The following is a 15,906-nucleotide window of genomic DNA, read 5'->3' on the forward strand; positions in this document are numbered from 1 at the left end:
AAAAAGAGCGGGTCCTTGCGGCCCACTCTTCATCAAGCGATCAAGAATTTGAGAGGCATATAGTCGGGTTTTTCCGAAATTGCAAGGTCTGCGACCGATTCGGCCAATTCGCTTCCGGCGACGTGATGAGGCCTATGGCCAGCGCCGGTCTTGCGCATATATTGCCGTTGGCGCGCAATAACAAAAGCGGGAGAAATCGTGGCCTACACTTCGTCGACATTGGCGCCTTTGCGGCACGATACCTACCGCACCATCTGGTTCGCGAGCCTTTCTTCGAATTTCGGCGGCCTGATCCAGGCGGTCGGCGCCGCCTGGATGATGACGACGATCACCGCCTCGGAGGACATGGTGGCGCTGGTGCAGACCTCGACGGCGCTGCCGATCATGCTGTTTTCGCTGATATCGGGTGCGCTGGCCGACAATTATGACCGCCGCCGGGTCATGCTGACGGCGCAGTGCATGATGCTCACCGTCTCGGCGCTGCTGACGGCCTCAGCCCTGCTCGGCTGGATCACGCCCTGGCTGCTGCTCTTCTTCACCTTCCTGATCGGCTGCGGCACCGCGCTCAACAATCCCTCCTGGCAGGCTTCGGTCGGCGATATGGTGCCGCGTGCCGATCTGCCGGCCGCGGTCACGCTGAACAGCATGGGTTTCAACATCACCCGCAGCGTCGGCCCGGCGATCGGCGGCGTCATCGTCGCGGCTGCCGGCGCGGCCGCGGCCTTCGCGGTGAATACGCTGAGTTACCTCGCCTTGATCTATGCCCTGCTGCGCTGGCGGCCAGCCGCCCCCGTCTCGACCCTGCCGCGAGAGGCGCTCGGCAGCGCCATCTTTGCCGGCCTGCGTTATGTCTCGATGTCGCCCAATCTCGAAAAGGTCCTTGTCAGGGGACTGCTCTTCGGCATTGGCGCCAGCTCGATCCTGGCGCTGCTGCCGGTAGTCGCCCTCGATCTCGTTGCCGGCGGGCCGCTGACCTATGGTTTCATGCTCGGCGCCTTCGGCATCGGCGCGATCGGCGGCGCGGTGCTGAATGCCAGGCTTCGCCAGGTGCTTTCCAGCGAGATGATCGTCCGCCTCTCCTTTGCCGGCTTTGCACTGAGTGCTGTCATCGCAGCCTTGAGCCCGAGCGCCGTCCTCACCTCTGCCGGGCTGCTCGTTTCCGGCGCCTGCTGGGTCTCCGCACTTTCGCTGTTCAACACCATCGTCCAGCTTTCGACGCCGCGCTGGGTGGTCGGCCGGGCGCTGTCGCTTTATCAGACCGTCACCTTCGGCGGCATTGCCGGCGGCAGCTGGCTGTGGGGCATCGCCGCCGATCGCTACGGCGTCGCCGATGCGCTGCTGATGTCATCAGTCGTCATGCTGCTCGGCATCGCGATCGGCCTGCGTTTTTCCATGCCGGCCTTCGCCTCGCTCAACCTCGATCCGCTGAACCGCTTCATCGAACCGGCCCTCAGTCTCGACATCACGCCGCGCAGCGGCCCGATCGTCATCCAGGTCGATTACGAGATCGCCGATGAGGACCTTGCCGAGTTCATGGAACTGATGGGCGAACGCCGCCGGATCCGCATCCGCGACGGCGCCCGCAACTGGGCGCTGATGCGTGATCTCGAAAATCCCAGCCTTTGGACGGAAACCTACCATACGCCGACCTGGGTCGAATACATAAGACACAACCAGCGGCGCACGCAGGCCGATGCCGAAAATACCGACAGGCTTCGTGCGCTTCACCGCGGCGAAGGTCCGCTGCATGTCCACCGCATGATCGAACGCCAGGCCATTCCGCCTGATAACGACGTCTTCCACAAGGCGCCGATCGATCTGCATCATTGAGACCAGCTATGCAGAGATCAGGCATATATAGATTCAGGCTCGCCCGCCAATCCGATCTTGCCGCCATCGTCCGGCTTCTGGCCGATGACAATCTTGGCGGCACCAGGGAGATCGTTTCGGATCCCGTCGACGCGCGTTATCTCTCGGCCTTCGCGGCGATCGAGGCGGACGCCAATCAGCTTCTGGCCGTCGCCAACGACGCGACCGATCGGGTCGTCGGCTGCCTGCAGCTGAGTTTTGTTCCCGGTCTTTCGAGGACGGGCATGTGGCGCGGCCAGATCGAAAGCGTGCGTGTCGCAAGCGATCTTCGCGGCTCGGGCCTCGGCTCGCACTTCATCGAATGGGCGATCGCCCAATGCGCCGAGCGCGGCTGCGGATTGGTGCAGCTGACACCGGACAAGACGCGGGGGGACGCGATCCGCTTCTACGAGAGGCTCGGTTTCGTCGCCAGCCATGAAGGTTTGAAACGCAATCTCTGAAGCCGCCTACTTCAACTTGCCCTTCATCGTCGCCTCCGGAAAGCATGTCGGCTTCATGCCGTTCTTGGCCTGCCACTGGCCGATCGAACGCCGCGTCTTGTAGCCCGGCAGACCGTCGGAACCGCCGACATCATAGCCCTGCCGTTCCAGCGCCTTCTGCATGGCGGCGACATCCGAGCGCAGCATCTTGCCAACATCGCCCCATTTGCCCTGGAAGGCGCCGCCATTATAGGCGATCCGGTCGGCAAGATTGCCGATATAGAGCGCGTAGAGGTCGGAATTATTGTATTCCTTGATGATGTAGAAATTCGGCGTGACGATGAATTCCGGTCCGTCGCGGCCGGCCGGCACCAGCATCATGCCCTCAGCCTTCATTTCGCCAGAGGGAAAGCCCTTGCCGGAGATGCGGTCGATGCCGAGCGAGGTCCAGTGCGAGAGCGGCTTTGCCAGATCGGGTCCCTCCTGCGCGCAGGAGACCGCCTCCGGTATCGACACCTCGAAGCCCCAGTCGCGGTTGCGCTGCCAGCCTTTCTTGACCAGGTAATTGGCGATCGAGGCGAGCGTATCGGGCACCGAGGTCCAGATATTGCGGTGACCGTCGCCATCGAAATCCACGGCATATTTTAGATAGCTGGTCGGCATGAATTGCGGCTGGCCGAGTGCGCCCGCCCACGAACCCTTGAAGTTGGCAGGTGTGACGTCGCCGCCGTCGAGAATATGAAGTGCGGCCACCAGCTCGGTGCGGAACATCTCCTTGCGCGTCGACATGAAGGCCTTGGTCGCCAGCACCTCGATCGCCGAATTGGGGATCTTCGCGGCGCCGAAGCCCGTCTCCCGGCCCCAGATGGCAAGCACGATCGAGCCCGGCACGCCATAGGTCTTTTCAATCCGCTTCAGCGTCGAGCCATATTGGGCGGCAAAGCCGCGTCCCGTTGCGGCAAGCTTCTTCAGCTGGTCCTCGTTGAAATAGGGAGCGGGCGAAGAAAATTCGGCCTGCGTCTGCTTCTGCTCCTTCGGCGGCGGGAAACCGGGCGGAGCGAGATCGGGCAGGTTCCAGTTCAGCGTGATGCCGGAGAAAGCCGCTTGAAAGACCTTCTCCGAAATGCCGTTCGCCTTCGCCTCCGGCCAGAGGTCGGCCTGCACCCATTTTTCGAACTGCACCTCGACATCGGCTTTCGAAGGGGCCGCGTAACAGGAGAGGGGCAGGAGAGCTGCCGCTAAAGCGAGTGCGAATATCCGCAGCCGCCGTGGACCATCTTTCAGCATATGCAACCCTCTCATATCACCGTCCGCGCTCGAAGTGCCGCCGCAAGCGTGCCCTCGTCGAGATAGTCGAGCTCGCCGCCGACGGGCACGCCATGCGCCAGCCGCGTGATCTTCACGTCGAGCCCCTGCAGCTGGTCGGTGATGTAATGCGCCGTCGTCTGTCCCTCGACGGTGGCGTTGACCGCGATGATCAGTTCCCGGATGCCGCCTTCGCCGACCCGGTCGATCAGGCCGCGAATATTGAGATCGTCTGGACCGACCCCGTCGAGCGGCGACAGCGTGCCGCCGAGCACGTGATAGGCGGCGTTCATCGCGCCTGCCCGCTCCAGCGCCCAGAGATCCGATACGTCCTCGACGACGATGATGACGGATTGATCGCGTTGGACGTCGGTGCAGACAATACAGGGATCGACCGTATCGACATTGCCGCAGCGCGAGCAGATCTTCACCTTGTCATAGGCCTCGCCCATTGCATGCGACAGCGGGCCGAGCAACTGGTCCTTCTTCTTGATCAGATGCAGTGCCGCCCGGCGCGCCGAACGCGGCCCGAGGCCCGGCACCTTCGCCAGAAGCTGGATGAGTTTTTCGATTTCGGGGCCGGTGACTCGTTTTGCCATGCGCCGTTCTTAACTGATATGGAACGAAAACGGAATCGCGGAAGGATCGGCCATCCCATGAAAATCCTGGCCTTGTGCACCGGCAATCCGGAAAGTCTGCCGGGCAAGAGCTACAAGACCGGCATCTTCAAACACGCCGTCACCGGCGCGGTGATGATCGACGCCGAAGGTCTGGTCGGCGATGCGATCTGCAACCGCAAACACCATGGCGGCGTCGACCAGGCGGTCTATGTCGAGGGATCGCTGACGCTCGACTGGTGGAGCAGGGAGCTCGGCCGGCCTTATGAACCCGGCACGTTCGGCGAAAACATGGTGATATCGGATCTCGACAATCGCGACGTCGCCGTCGGCGACCGTTTCCTCACCGGCGATCTCGTCCTCGAAGTCACATCATGCCGCATGCCCTGCGCCACCTTCGCCGCGAGGATGGCCGATCCGAAATTCGTCAAGCGTTACACCGCCGCCGCCCGTCCCGGCATCTATTGCCGCGTCATCCGGGGCGGCGTGGTCGAGCCCGGGATGCCGATGGAATACACGTCTTTTTCGGGAGACAAGATTACGATGCCCGAGCTAATGGAGGCCTTCGGCCGAAGGCTTCCGGGCGCAGATCGGACGCGATATCTCGCGGCCCCAATTCACTACAAGCTTCGGGCCATGCTGGAATCCCAAGCCGACGAAGCGCGTTAGAGCGGTTCAGCTTTTCATCGCCTCAGAATGGCAGCTTGAAGCCCGGTGGGATCGGCAGGCCGGCGGTCAGCGCCTTGGTCTTTTCGGCGGCCAGCGCCTCGGCCTTGTCCTTGGCGTCCTTATGGGCGGCGACGATCAGGTCCTCGAGGATCTCGACATCGTCTTCCTTGAACAGCGACGGATCGATCTTCAGGCTCTTCAGGTCGCCCTTGCCCGAGATGAGGACGGTGACGAGGCCACCGCCCGCCTTGCCTTCGGCCGTGAGCTCGGCGATCTCCGCCTGCATCTGCTCCATCTTGGCCTGCATTTCCTTGACTTTGCCCATCATGCCCATGATGTCCCGCATCGTCTCGCTCCTTCTTGAAACCTCAGAATTCTATGTCGTCGCCCGGCAGGATGTCACCTTCCTCGGATTCGGCGGCGGCCGGCGGCGTCGCCTCGCCTTCCTCCTCCGGTTCGGGCGCCCGTACGCGCACGTCGATGATCTTGGCACCGGGAAAATGTGCAAGGATTGCCGCCACGTCAGGGTCCTGGCGCGCGTCGATCACATGCTGTTCCCGCGTCCTGGCCTCCGCTTCGACCAGCGTCGGCTGGCCCTCGTCGCGACTGAGGCTGACGATCCAATGGATGCCGGTCCATTCCTTCAGCTTGACGGCGAGCTCGTTGAGCAGTGTGGTCGGCGCACCGGGAGCCAGGCTGACGTCGAGCCGGCCGGCTTCGATCCGAACCGGGCGCAGGAAGGTGCGCACCATCGCCTTCAGCTTCGGATCGCGTTTCTCGGTGGCGAGGTTGACGATATCATTGACCGAATTGACCGGGACGAGCGGCTTCGGTGCTTCCGCCGGTTTCGGCTCGATCCGCCCGACAGCCATCGTCTCCGACTGGCTGCTCGGCACGGCCCGCAGCATCGCCACCGGCGCGGAAGAGGGTGGCTGGCTCGGCGCGGTTTCCGCTGCACGCGCCGCGACACTGCTCTGATAGGGAACCCGTGTACCGCTGCCGCCGCCATTGCCGGACGGCGAGGAGGAGGGCCGCGGACCGGTATTGTCACCGGAAAATTCGGCAAGCCGCCGCGCCGCGTCTTCGGGCGCCGGCAGATGCGCGGCATGCGCAAGCCGGATCAGCACCATCTCGGCCGCCCCTGCCGTCCGCGACGAGCCTTCCGTTTCCGGAATGCCCTTGAGCAGCATCTGCCAGATGCGCGACAGCGTCGTCACTGCAACACACTTCGCAAATTCCGCTGCCTTAGTGCGTTCGACCTCGCTGAGCGAAGGATCGTTTGCCGCATCCGGCACATATTTTAACCGCGTCACCAGATGGGTGAAATCGGCAAGATCGGTCAGCACCACCACCGGATTGGCGCCGGCTTCGTATTGGTTCTGGAACTCGCCGAGGGCAGCGGCCACATCGCCTTTGACGATATGCTGGAAGAGATCGACGATCCGGGCGCGATCGGCAAGGCCGAGCATGCCGCGCACGGCTTCCGCCTGCACGACGCCTGCGCCATGAGCGATCGCCTGGTCGAGCAGCGACAGGCCGTCGCGTGCCGAGCCTTCGGCAGCACGCGCGATCATCGCCAGCGCGTCCGGTTCCGCCTCGATGCCTTCCTTGGCCGCGATCGTGGTGAACAGTCCGACGAGATCGGAGGCGCTGATGCGGCGCAGGTCGAAGCGCTGGCAGCGTGACAGCACGGTGATCGGCACCTTGCGGATCTCGGTGGTGGCGAAGATGAATTTCACATGCTCGGGCGGCTCTTCCAGCGTCTTCAGCAGGCCGTTGAAGGCCTGCGTCGACAGCATGTGCACTTCGTCGATGATATAGACCTTGTAGCGCGCCGAAACCGGCCGGTAGCGCACCTGCTCGATGATCTCACGGATATCGTCGATACCGGTATGGGAGGCGGCGTCCATCTCGATCACGTCGACATGCCGGCCTTCCATGATCGCCTGGCAGTGTTCGCCCGGCGCGCGAAGGTCGATCGTCGGCTTGTCGATTTCCGATGTCTTGTAGTTCAGCGCCCGCGCCAGGATGCGCGCCGTCGTCGTCTTGCCGACGCCGCGCACGCCGGTCAGCATGTAGGCTTGCGCGATGCGGCCGGTCTCGAAGGCGTTGGTGAGGGTGCGGACCATCGGCTCCTGGCCGACCATCAGGTCCGTGAAATCCTTGGGGCGGTATTTGCGAGCCAGCACTCGGTATCCGGTGCCCGTCGAGGCGGCATCTTTTGATTGTCGCTCGGTGTCGCTCATCGCCCTGCTTGTCGCCCGGACTGTCGGGCACTTCGTGGAGAGAAGGTGGGAGGCTGGCACGATGACCCGTGCCGGGCTCGTTAGGGCTGCTTCCTTCCGGACCTGACCCGGTTGGCGAGTGGCTCGTCCACCACCAACCTCCCGGATGCACATATCGGCAATATCGTCATCAAAAGCAAGCCAACATGCGAAAAAACTGCTAGTCGTAGGAAAAGACAGGAGGAATGCCCTTTGAAAGGTTTCGCGCTCGACCCCCGGCTGGAAAACGACAGCGTCAGCATCATGGTCACCGGCCTCTGCGATCTGAGATTGTCGAAGGACGCCCGCTGGCCCTGGCTTATTCTCGTGCCGCGCCGGGCTGATATAACCGAAATCTTCGAACTGACGCCGCTCGACCAGGTGCTGCTTGCCTTCGAGACGGAGCTGGTCGCCAAGGCGCTGAAGAAGATCACCGGCGCGACAAAAATCAATATCGGGGCTCTTGGCAATATCGTCCGCCAGCTTCATGTTCATGTCATTGCCCGCTTCGAAGGCGATGCCAATTGGCCGGGTCCCGTCTGGGGCTTCGGGCGCGCGGAGCCCTACGAGGACGGAAAGAGAGACGAATTTACAGCGAAGTTGCGGGAAGCCCTTTCATCATGAGTCATTCGCTTTTCGATTCGGATGTGCCGCATCCGGAACCCAGCAATCTCACGGCCTTTGCCGCCAACGACCTCAACCGCGATTCCGAGCATCGCGACGAACAATCTGTCGAAAAGGCGCTGGCCAAGGAAGGCACTCATATCTTCGCCTTCACCAGGGATAAGCTGGTGCTGAAGCATGACGGCCAAGTGCTCGACCCGCTCTTTGCCCGCTACGAGCTGCAGGAATTGCAGCCGGATTGGGACGAGACCGTGCTTCTCGGTTACCGCAAGAGCGGCGAGCCGCGCCTTGCCGTTCCCGTCGGCATCGACGTCGACGACCTCACCAGCCAGTACAAGCCTGCCGACGGCCGCACGCTGTTTCGCGAAATGCTGATCGACGAAGTGTTGCTCGGCGAATTCGCCCAGGCCGCGAGCCTCATCCGCTGGAATGGCGACAATCGCTTTTGTGGCCGCTGCGGCTCGGCGATGGAGATCCACATCGGCGGCTACAAACGTGTCTGCGCTGCCTGTGAACACGTGATCTTCCCGCGCACCGACCCCGTCGTCATCATGCTGACGGTCGACGAGCAGCGCGACCTCTGCCTGCTCGGCCGCAGTCCGCATTTCGCGCCCGGCATGTATTCCTGTCTTGCCGGCTTCCTCGAACCCGGCGAGACCATCGAAAACGCCGTGCGTCGCGAAACGCTGGAGGAATCGGGCATCCGCACCGGCCGCATCCGCTATCACGCCTCGCAGCCCTGGCCGATGCCGCATTCACTGATGATCGGCTGTTACGCCGAGGCGAAATCCACCGAAATCAGCCGCGATGAGACCGAGCTGGAAGATTGCCGCTGGTTCACCCGCGAGGAAACGATCGAGATGCTGGAACGCCCGAGCGCGACAGGCAGGGCCTCGCCGCCGAAAGGGGCGATCGCCCACCGCCTGATGCGCGACTGGGTGGAGTGGAAGCGCTAGCGCCATGCCGGTTGCCCGCTCGGAACGGCTGCTGACGCTGCTCCAGACGCTCCGGCGTTACCGGCGGCCGGTGACTGGCACCGTGCTGGCACAAGAGACCGGGGTGAGCCTGCGCACGCTCTATCGCGATATTGCCAGCCTGCAGGCCCAGGGCGCGATGATCGAAGGCGAAGCCGGCATCGGTTATGTGCTGAAGCCCGGCTTCATGCTGCCGCCGATGATGTTTTCCGAAGAAGAGCTGGAGGCACTGGTGCTCGGCTCGCGCTGGGTGGCCCGCGCCGCCGAGCCGCGCCTTGCCGGCGCCGGCGCCGACGCCCTGGCTAAGATTGCCGCCGTGCTGCCGGCCGATATGCGCGAGATGATCGATTCGGCAGCGCTTTTTGTCGGTCCTAAACGCAGGGACGAGGACAAGGCTGACGTTTCGGCCATCCGCAGGGCGATCCGCCTGGAGCGTATCCTCGAACTACATTATGGCGACGAGCAGGGCCGTATCTCGCGCCGCCGCGTCTGGCCTTTCGGGCTCGGCTATTACGAGCATGTGCGCGTCCTCATGGCCTGGTGCGAACTACGCCAGGATTTTCGCCATTTCCGCACCGATCGCATCATCGACATGGCCTTGCACGAGGTGCGTTATCCGCGCCGCCGCACGGTGCTCCTCAAGGAATGGCGCGAGACGCAGGACGTACCGATGGAGAACTGAACGCTACTGCCATAAACTGTCAGCAGCCAGGGTTATTATCAGTGCCAATCCACCAGGAAGGAGTACTGATCATGGTAACGCCTCCAGCCATTCATTTCACCAACGACAGTTTTGCGGCCGAGTCCTTTGCCGATGTCATTTCGGCCGAGACTTTTGCCGATGTCCGCCAATCAGCGCCGTCCGGCCTGCTGCACCTGGTCATGAACATTTTCCGATTTCGCAGAGGAGACCGCACTGGCCTCGACCTTGAAGCGACACCGGATTACCTGAAGCGCGACCTCGGCTTCATCGACGGACGCGACCCGCGCTGCGAGGACCGTTTTCCGCTCTAAAGCATATCGTGCAAAAGCGTGCTGCGGTTTTGCGAAACGACATGCGCGACCGCTTTAGGCCGCCCATCCTTATCAACATTCTGCCCGACGAGAACGGGGCGTTGCGATCGCAACGGCTCCGGTAGTCTGCTGCCATAATTTGTCAGCAGGCGAGATCTCTCGCGGCGCCATTCTTAAACAACGGGAGAACCGAAATGACCAGCCCCAACCTCATCATTCTTTACGTCAAGGACCCCGGTGAAAGCGCCAGCTTCTACCGGAATCTGCTGAACCGCGAACCGGCCGTGGAAGCGCCGAATTTCGTCGCTTTTCCGCTTGAGGGCGGCTTCACGCTCGGCCTCTGGCGGCGCAGCAAGGTCGAGCCGCAGCCCTCCGCCATCGGCAACCGCGGCGAAGTGGCCTTCATGGTCGAAGGAGAAAACGCCGTCGCCAGGCATTATGAAGACTGGCGCCAGCGCGGTCTGCCGATCGCCCAGGAACTGACCGAACTGGATTTCGGCCCGACCTTCGTCGTACTCGATCCGGATGGGCATCGGCTGCGTGTCTGTGAGCCGGATAAATAATTCAGGCGACTTGCGGGGCTTGCCTTGGAGCATGATGCCGAAAAGTGTCAGCGGTTTTCGGACAACATCATGCTCTAACTATTTAATTTAGAACAGGATGACTTCATCCTGTTCTAAAGCAGGCCTCGCATCGCATGCCCCTTGTAGACGCCGAGGATGCGGACTTTCTCGGAAAAGAACCGCAGTTCCTCCAACGCCCGACGCACGTTCGGGTCGTTCGGATGGCCTTCGATATCGGCGTAAAACTGCGTCGCCACGAATTTTCCGCCGAGCTGGTAGCTTTCCAGCTTTGTCATGTTGATGTTGTTGGTGGCAAAGCCGCCGAGCGCCTTGTAGAGCGCGGCCGGAATGTTGCGGACGTTGAAGACGAAGGTGGTGACGACCTTTTCTTCCGCCGAATTCCGTTGCGCCCATTCCTCGTCGCGGGACAGGACGACGAAGCGGGTGACGTTGTTTTCCGTATCCTCGACATTTTCGGCGATGATCTCGAGGCCGTAGAGATCGGCGGCAAGGCGGGGCGCCAAGGCGGCCATCGAGCGGTCGCCGGTTTCCTGCACGAGTTTCGCCGCCCCCGCCGTATCGCCGGCGATCACCGGCTTCCAGCCATTGGCACGAACGATCTTGCGGCATTGGCCGAGCGCGTGGATATGGCTGTGCACCGTGCGGATCTCGTCCTTGGTGACACCGGGCAGCACCATCAGCTGGAAGCGGATCGGCATGAAATATTCGCCGATGATGTGCAGCCGCGACTCCGGCAGCAGATGGTGGATATCGGCGACCCGCCCGGCGATCGTGTTTTCGATCGGGATCATCCCGATATCGGCGTCGCCGTTGTCGACCGCCGTGAACGCATCCTCGAAGGTCTGGCAGGGCAGCGGCTCCATGGTCGGAAACATATCGCGGCTGGCCATGTCGGAATTGGCGCCGAATTCGCCCTGGAAGGCGATCCTGTTGGTCTTGATGTTCATGATGGTTCCGTCAGTTCGACTTTGCGGAGAGGATGCGCCGCGCTTTTTCGAGGTCGGCGGGAGTATCGACACCGAGCGGAACCGTGTCAACGACCTCGGCGTCGATGCGCATGCCGGCTTCCAGCGCCCGCAGCTGCTCCAGCGATTCGCGCTTTTCGAGCGTCGAGGGGCCGAGCGAGACGAACCGTTCGAGCGCCGCGCGCCGATAGGCATAAAGGCCGATATGATGGTAGAGTGGCCCCTGGCCGTAAGGTGCGGTTGCGCGCGTGAAATAGAGCGCGTGCAGCCGGTTGCCGGAAATCGGCGAGCCGATGATCTTGACGATGTGCGGCGCCGTCTTGTCCTCCTCATTGTCGATTTCGGTCGTCAGCGTGCCGATATCGACCGCCTCGTTCTCGAGCGGGCGCAAGGCCGCGCGCACCGTCTCGGGATCGATCGTCGGCAGATCGCCCTGGATGTTGACGATGATTTTCGCCTTTCCCTCCGGATCGACTTTCGTCAGCGCCTCGAAGATTCGATCGGAACCCGATTGGTGGTCCACGCGGGTCATGACGACTTCGAAGCCGGCGGCGGCCACGGCATCGAACACTCTTGTTTCGTCGACGGCGACGACGACACGGCCGATGGCTGCCTCCCTGGCACGCATCGCCACCTGCACGATCATCGGCAGACCGCAAATATCGGCCAGCGGCTTGCCCGGAAGCCGGGTGGAGGCCATGCGCGCCGGGATCAATACGAGCACGCCGTCTAAATTTGAATCACTCATTGTTCGGGCCTTCTATTCCGGGCTGAAAAGTGTCAAAAAGTCTCACGCACAAGACCATTTAGACAGTTGCAACGATCAACCAAAAGACATAGGTTCCGCGCGATTTCAAGATGGTCCGGTTTATGGTCTGCCGGCTGCAAGGGGAGCATTGCAGATGAATTCATACGTCAATACGGCCGTCGGGGCGCTGCTCGGAACGATTTTCGTTCTGATGTCTGTCTCCATCGCGTCCGAGGGGATCTTCCATTCCGAAGCACCGGAAAAGGAAGGTTTCGCGATCGTTGCCGAAGAGGCGCCCGCCGCTGGCGGCGAGGCTGCGCCTGCCGTTGCCGTTCCGATCGCGCAATTGCTCGCTTCTGCAGATGCCAAGGCCGGTGAAACTGTCTTCAAGAAGTGTCAGGCCTGTCATGACGGCACCAAAGGGGGACCGAACAAGGTCGGTCCCAACCTCTTTGGTGTCGTAGATCGCCCGATCGCCTCGCATGCAGGCTTCGCCTATTCCGCTCCCATGAAGGATTTCTCCAAGGGTGGCAGCGAGAAGTGGACCTTCGAATATCTCAACAAGTTCCTGCTGGCGCCAAAGAAGGACATTCCGGGCACCGCCATGGGCTTCGCCGGTCTGGCGAAGGATCAGGAGCGCGCCAACGTCATCCTCTACCTGCACACGCTTGCCGATTCGCCGGGACCGCTGCCGGATCCGAACGCCGCGACGCAGTAACGCGGCAGACAATCGCATGACATCGAAGCCCGGCCCGCAAGCCGGGCTTTTCGTTGTGCGGATATCAGTTCAGGCGCCGAGGAAATAGGCCCAGAGCGAGACCGTGATGGCGCCGAGCGCCGTCGTCACGGTGATCGTCGAGGCGGCGAGGCTGTGACCGACGCCGAAGCGATTGGCGATCAGCCAGGCGTTGACGCCTGTTGGGACGGAGGAGGTCAACACGATCGCTGCCGTCCATTCGGGGCTGAGGCCGAGGAGACGGCTCGCCGCCCATACGCAGCCGGGCAGCAGCAGCAGCTTCAGGCTCGAGGTGACGCTGGCGATGCCGAGATTGCCGGAAACGCCGTATCTCTCCAGCGCCATGCCGAGCGATATCAGCGCCGCCGGGCCGGCAATGCCGGCGATCTGCCCGACGACCGTTGCCAGCGTTGTCGGCATGGTGAGACCGGAAAGGTGCATGGCCATGCCGGCCGCAAGGCCGATCACCAGCGGGTTGCGCACGAGGTTGACAGCGATCTGGCGAAGCACGAGCACCATGCTGCGATCGCTTTTGCCGGCGATCTTGCGCTCGGCATGCTCCATCAGCACCGTGCCGGCGACCATCATCACGGGCAGATGCACGGCAAGCAGGATCGACAGCGCCACCAGCCCTTCGTCGCCGACGGTCCGCTCGACGAGGGGCAGGCCGATGAAGATATTGTTGGCGAAGGCCGAGGAAACGCCGGCCAGCACGCCGATCCGTTCGTCGCGGCCGAAGAGGCGTGTGGCGGCGATATGGCCGGCCGTCCAGGTGATGGCAACGCCGGAAAAATAGACGATCCAGAGCCGGAAGGGCGAGGCGCCGTGAAAATCCGCCTCGGCGATGGTGCGGAAGAGCAGAAGCGGCACGGCGATCTTGAAGACGAATTCGCTGAGCGCTTCGCCGACATTCGACGCCATCAACCCGCTGCGAACGATCACCCAGCCGATGAGAATCAGAATGAAGACGGGAAGGACGTCGAAAATGATGGCTGACATGCGGGAGGCTGCTCTGCGCGGGGAGTATACGACCTCTACAGCGCCGCGTCTTTTCAAGACGCGCAAAGGACGCTGTAGTACTTTGAATTAAGGAATTATGCAGTAACAGCAAACGGCTTGGATTGAAAAGCCAATCGCCGCCCGATCCGGCAGCCCGGGCATCCGAAAGCAAAAAAAGCGGGCACAGCCCGCTTTTCCGCTCCGGCCGTGCCGGATATCCGGATCACGAAGCTGCCAGTTCATCCGTGGTCAGCATCGCGCCGGTAAGATCGAAGGGATCATCCCTCGTGAGCCCGACTGCAACTGAAAGCTGCTCATGCCGGTCTTCTTGCGAGTATTTCTAGATATTGAAAATGACAGGGACATGACGAATAGGCGGCACTTTTGCGAAGAAATAGAGAGGCCATCCACCATTTATCCTTCCAAACCTCGGAAATTTCGCTAAGACCAAACCCCGGCTATCACAAACTCCGGGACCCCCCATTTCATGACAAGATTCGATGTTCTGACAGTCGGCAACGCAATCGTGGATATCATTGCCCGTTGCGACGACCAGTTCCTCATTGACAACCAGATTACCAAGGCGGCGATGAACCTGATCGATGCCGAACGCGCCGAACTCTTGTATTCGCGCATGGGACCGGCGCTCGAAGCTTCCGGCGGCAGCGCCGGCAACACCGCGGCGGGCGTGGCGAGCCTCGGCGGCAAAGCTGCCTATTTCGGCAATGTCGCTCAAGATCAGCTCGGTGACATCTTCGCGCATGACATCCGCGCCCAGGGCGTCCACTACCAGACCCGGCCGAAGGGCACCTTCCCGCCGACGGCGCGTTCGATGATCTTCGTCACCGAGGACGGCGAGCGCTCGATGAACACCTATCTCGGCGCTTGCGTCGAGCTCGGCCCGGAAGACGTCGAGACCGACGTCGTGGCCGACGCAAAGGTTACCTATTTCGAAGGTTATCTCTGGGATCCGCCACGCGCCAAGGAAGCGATCCTCGATTGTGCCCGCATCGCCCATGAAAACGGCCGCGAAATGTCGATGACGCTGTCCGACAGCTTCTGCGTCGACCGCTATCGCGGCGAATTCCTCGATCTGATGCGCTCCGGCAAGGTCGATATCGTCTTCGCCAATCGCCAGGAAGCGCTGTCGCTCTACGAGACCGACGATTTCGAGGAGGCGCTGAACAGGATCGCCGCCGATTGCAAGATCGCCGCCGTGACGATGAGCGAGGATGGCGCCGTCATCCTGAAGGGCCGCGAGCGTTTTTACGTCGATGCGATCAGGATCAGGGAAGTGGTCGATACGACCGGTGCCGGCGATCTCTTCGCCTCCGGCTTCCTCTATGGTTACACGCAGGGACGATCTCTCGAGGATTGCGGCAAGCTCGGTTGCCTGGCTGCCGGCATCGTCATCCAGCAGATCGGCCCGCGCCCGATGACCTCGCTTTCCGAGGCCGCCAAACGGGCAGGGCTTATTTGAAGGCTTCGCCGGGATAGGCGCCCCAGATCTCCGACTGCGCCACCCAGCCCGAGGCGCCGTCGGATTCGGCGCGGCACCAGTCGCCGTTGCATTCGCCGATCGTCAGCATCACGCCGGGTTCGAGCTTGGCGACGATCGAGGCGGAGGGCTGCGCCTCGCGGCGCAGATTGACATAGATGCCCTTGCCCTTGGTCTTCATCCACGGGGCGGCGATCGCCGCGCGCTGGCCTGACAGCAGCGACTGGTTGACCCAGCCTTCGGTGCCGTCGGCATCGCGGATGCGGCGCCAATTGTCGTATTCCTGGATGATCTCCACCGGCAGCCCGGATTTCAGGTACATCCACGACACCGCGTAATCCGTTCCCGGACCGATGCGCAGGTTGACGCGCTTGGATTTCAGCGTGACGAAACGCGGCAATGGCAGTCCGCTTGGCCCCTTGGCCGCCTGCGCATGGGCGAACTCGACGCTTCCCATGGATGCAGCCAGAGCGATGGCAAGGGCGAGGCAGGACTTCAGGACTTTGCTGCGCATGGAAGTTTCCGTTTGCTCGAATTCGCGGGCAGGCCCGGCCTGCTCGCGCTCCGGGCTCTGACATTCCCCGGCTGCACCACGAGTTTTGTTTGTCTTCGCGTGCGGGT

18 protein-coding genes and 1 other RNA gene are annotated in these 15,906 nt (G+C 62.2%); 10 read left to right on the forward strand and 9 right to left on the reverse strand.

Annotated elements, in window-relative coordinates:
* Nucleotides 1-150: 150 nt before the first annotated feature.
* On the forward strand, nt 151-1,830 hold the full coding sequence (locus RL_RS00690; RefSeq protein ID WP_011649949.1) for an MFS transporter: 1,680 nt from the start codon (nt 151-153) through the stop codon (nt 1,828-1,830).
* Between the two features lie 23 nt (nt 1,831-1,853).
* Nucleotides 1,854-2,309, forward strand: coding sequence for a GNAT family N-acetyltransferase (locus RL_RS00695; protein ID WP_028743606.1), 456 nt, complete (start codon nt 1,854-1,856; stop codon nt 2,307-2,309).
* A 6-nt stretch (nt 2,310-2,315) separates the two neighbouring features.
* Here the strand turns inward: RL_RS00695 and RL_RS00700 are convergent, their stop codons facing one another.
* Both RL_RS00700 and recR read right to left on the reverse strand, forming a co-directional pair.
* A complete protein-coding gene (locus tag RL_RS00700; RefSeq protein ID WP_028743607.1) occupies nt 2,316-3,575 on the reverse strand; it encodes a lytic murein transglycosylase in 1,260 nt (419 codons plus the stop codon).
* 11 nt (nt 3,576-3,586) lie between these two features.
* Nucleotides 3,587-4,192 carry a recombination mediator RecR gene (gene recR, locus RL_RS00705; RefSeq protein ID WP_011649952.1) on the reverse strand — a complete coding sequence of 202 codons (606 nt, stop codon included), beginning with the start codon at nt 4,190-4,192 and terminating at the stop codon, nt 3,587-3,589.
* A gap of 57 nt (nt 4,193-4,249) precedes the next feature.
* Between recR and RL_RS00710 the strand changes: the two genes are divergently transcribed.
* Complete coding sequence (locus RL_RS00710; RefSeq protein WP_028743608.1) at nt 4,250-4,879, forward strand: MOSC domain-containing protein; 630 nt, start codon at nt 4,250-4,252, stop codon at nt 4,877-4,879.
* 22 nt (nt 4,880-4,901) lie between these two features.
* Here the strand turns inward: RL_RS00710 and RL_RS00715 are convergent, their stop codons facing one another.
* From RL_RS00715 to ffs, 3 genes are all read right to left on the reverse strand, one after another.
* Nucleotides 4,902-5,225, reverse strand: coding sequence for a YbaB/EbfC family nucleoid-associated protein (locus tag RL_RS00715; RefSeq protein WP_011649954.1), 324 nt, complete (start codon nt 5,223-5,225; stop codon nt 4,902-4,904).
* Nucleotides 5,226-5,247: 22 nt separating this feature from the next.
* On the reverse strand, nt 5,248-7,125 hold the full coding sequence (locus RL_RS00720; RefSeq protein ID WP_011649955.1) for a DNA polymerase III subunit gamma/tau: 1,878 nt from the start codon (nt 7,123-7,125) through the stop codon (nt 5,248-5,250).
* Between the two features lie 45 nt (nt 7,126-7,170).
* Nucleotides 7,171-7,267: signal recognition particle sRNA small type (gene ffs, locus RL_RS37025), an RNA gene on the reverse strand.
* An 89-nt stretch (nt 7,268-7,356) separates the two neighbouring features.
* Here ffs and RL_RS00725 point away from each other — a divergent pair.
* From RL_RS00725 to RL_RS00745, 5 genes are all read left to right on the forward strand, one after another.
* A complete protein-coding gene (locus tag RL_RS00725) occupies nt 7,357-7,767 on the forward strand; it encodes an HIT domain-containing protein (protein WP_028743610.1) in 411 nt (136 codons plus the stop codon).
* Nucleotides 7,764-8,723 (forward strand): NAD(+) diphosphatase, encoded by a 960-nt coding sequence (gene nudC / locus RL_RS00730; RefSeq protein WP_011649957.1) that lies wholly within the window; start codon nt 7,764-7,766, stop codon nt 8,721-8,723. Before RL_RS00725 ends, nudC begins: the two co-directional genes overlap by 4 nt.
* 4 nt (nt 8,724-8,727) lie before the next feature.
* Nucleotides 8,728-9,423: a helix-turn-helix transcriptional regulator gene (locus tag RL_RS00735; RefSeq protein ID WP_011649958.1), complete on the forward strand. Its 696-nt coding sequence runs from the start codon at nt 8,728-8,730 to the stop codon at nt 9,421-9,423.
* A gap of 71 nt (nt 9,424-9,494) precedes the next feature.
* Nucleotides 9,495-9,755 (forward strand): hypothetical protein, encoded by a 261-nt coding sequence (locus RL_RS00740; protein WP_041936122.1) that lies wholly within the window; start codon nt 9,495-9,497, stop codon nt 9,753-9,755.
* A 194-nt stretch (nt 9,756-9,949) separates the two neighbouring features.
* Complete coding sequence (locus RL_RS00745) at nt 9,950-10,318, forward strand: VOC family protein (protein WP_003555800.1); 369 nt, start codon at nt 9,950-9,952, stop codon at nt 10,316-10,318.
* 113 nt (nt 10,319-10,431) lie between these two features.
* On the opposite strand, the gene RL_RS00750 is transcribed toward RL_RS00745, so the two are convergent.
* Both RL_RS00750 and RL_RS00755 read right to left on the reverse strand, forming a co-directional pair.
* Nucleotides 10,432-11,286 (reverse strand): prephenate dehydratase, encoded by an 855-nt coding sequence (locus RL_RS00750; protein WP_003544355.1) that lies wholly within the window; start codon nt 11,284-11,286, stop codon nt 10,432-10,434.
* Nucleotides 11,287-11,296: 10 nt separating this feature from the next.
* Nucleotides 11,297-12,052: a 3-deoxy-manno-octulosonate cytidylyltransferase gene (locus RL_RS00755; protein ID WP_011649959.1), complete on the reverse strand. Its 756-nt coding sequence runs from the start codon at nt 12,050-12,052 to the stop codon at nt 11,297-11,299.
* Between the two features lie 154 nt (nt 12,053-12,206).
* On the opposite strand from RL_RS00755, the gene RL_RS00760 reads away from it, so the two are divergent.
* Entirely contained in the window at nt 12,207-12,770 is a 564-nt protein-coding gene (locus tag RL_RS00760) for a c-type cytochrome (protein ID WP_011649960.1), read from the forward strand.
* 69 nt (nt 12,771-12,839) lie between these two features.
* Here the strand turns inward: RL_RS00760 and RL_RS00765 are convergent, their stop codons facing one another.
* A complete protein-coding gene (locus RL_RS00765; protein ID WP_011649961.1) occupies nt 12,840-13,787 on the reverse strand; it encodes an AEC family transporter in 948 nt (315 codons plus the stop codon).
* Nucleotides 13,788-14,274: 487 nt separating this feature from the next.
* Here RL_RS00765 and RL_RS00770 point away from each other — a divergent pair, with 487 nt between their 5' ends.
* The gene (locus RL_RS00770) at nt 14,275-15,267 is read left to right on the forward strand and encodes an adenosine kinase (RefSeq protein ID WP_003544362.1); all 993 of its coding nucleotides are present in this window, start codon (nt 14,275-14,277) and stop codon (nt 15,265-15,267) included.
* On the opposite strand, the gene RL_RS00775 is transcribed toward RL_RS00770, so the two are convergent.
* Nucleotides 15,260-15,799 carry an SH3 domain-containing protein gene (locus RL_RS00775; RefSeq protein WP_011649962.1) on the reverse strand — a complete coding sequence of 180 codons (540 nt, stop codon included), beginning with the start codon at nt 15,797-15,799 and terminating at the stop codon, nt 15,260-15,262. The genes RL_RS00770 and RL_RS00775 overlap by 8 nt on opposite strands.
* Nucleotides 15,800-15,906 lie beyond the last annotated feature (107 nt).

The organism is Rhizobium johnstonii 3841, assembly GCF_000009265.1.
Taxonomy (GTDB): domain Bacteria; phylum Pseudomonadota; class Alphaproteobacteria; order Rhizobiales; family Rhizobiaceae; genus Rhizobium; species Rhizobium acaciae.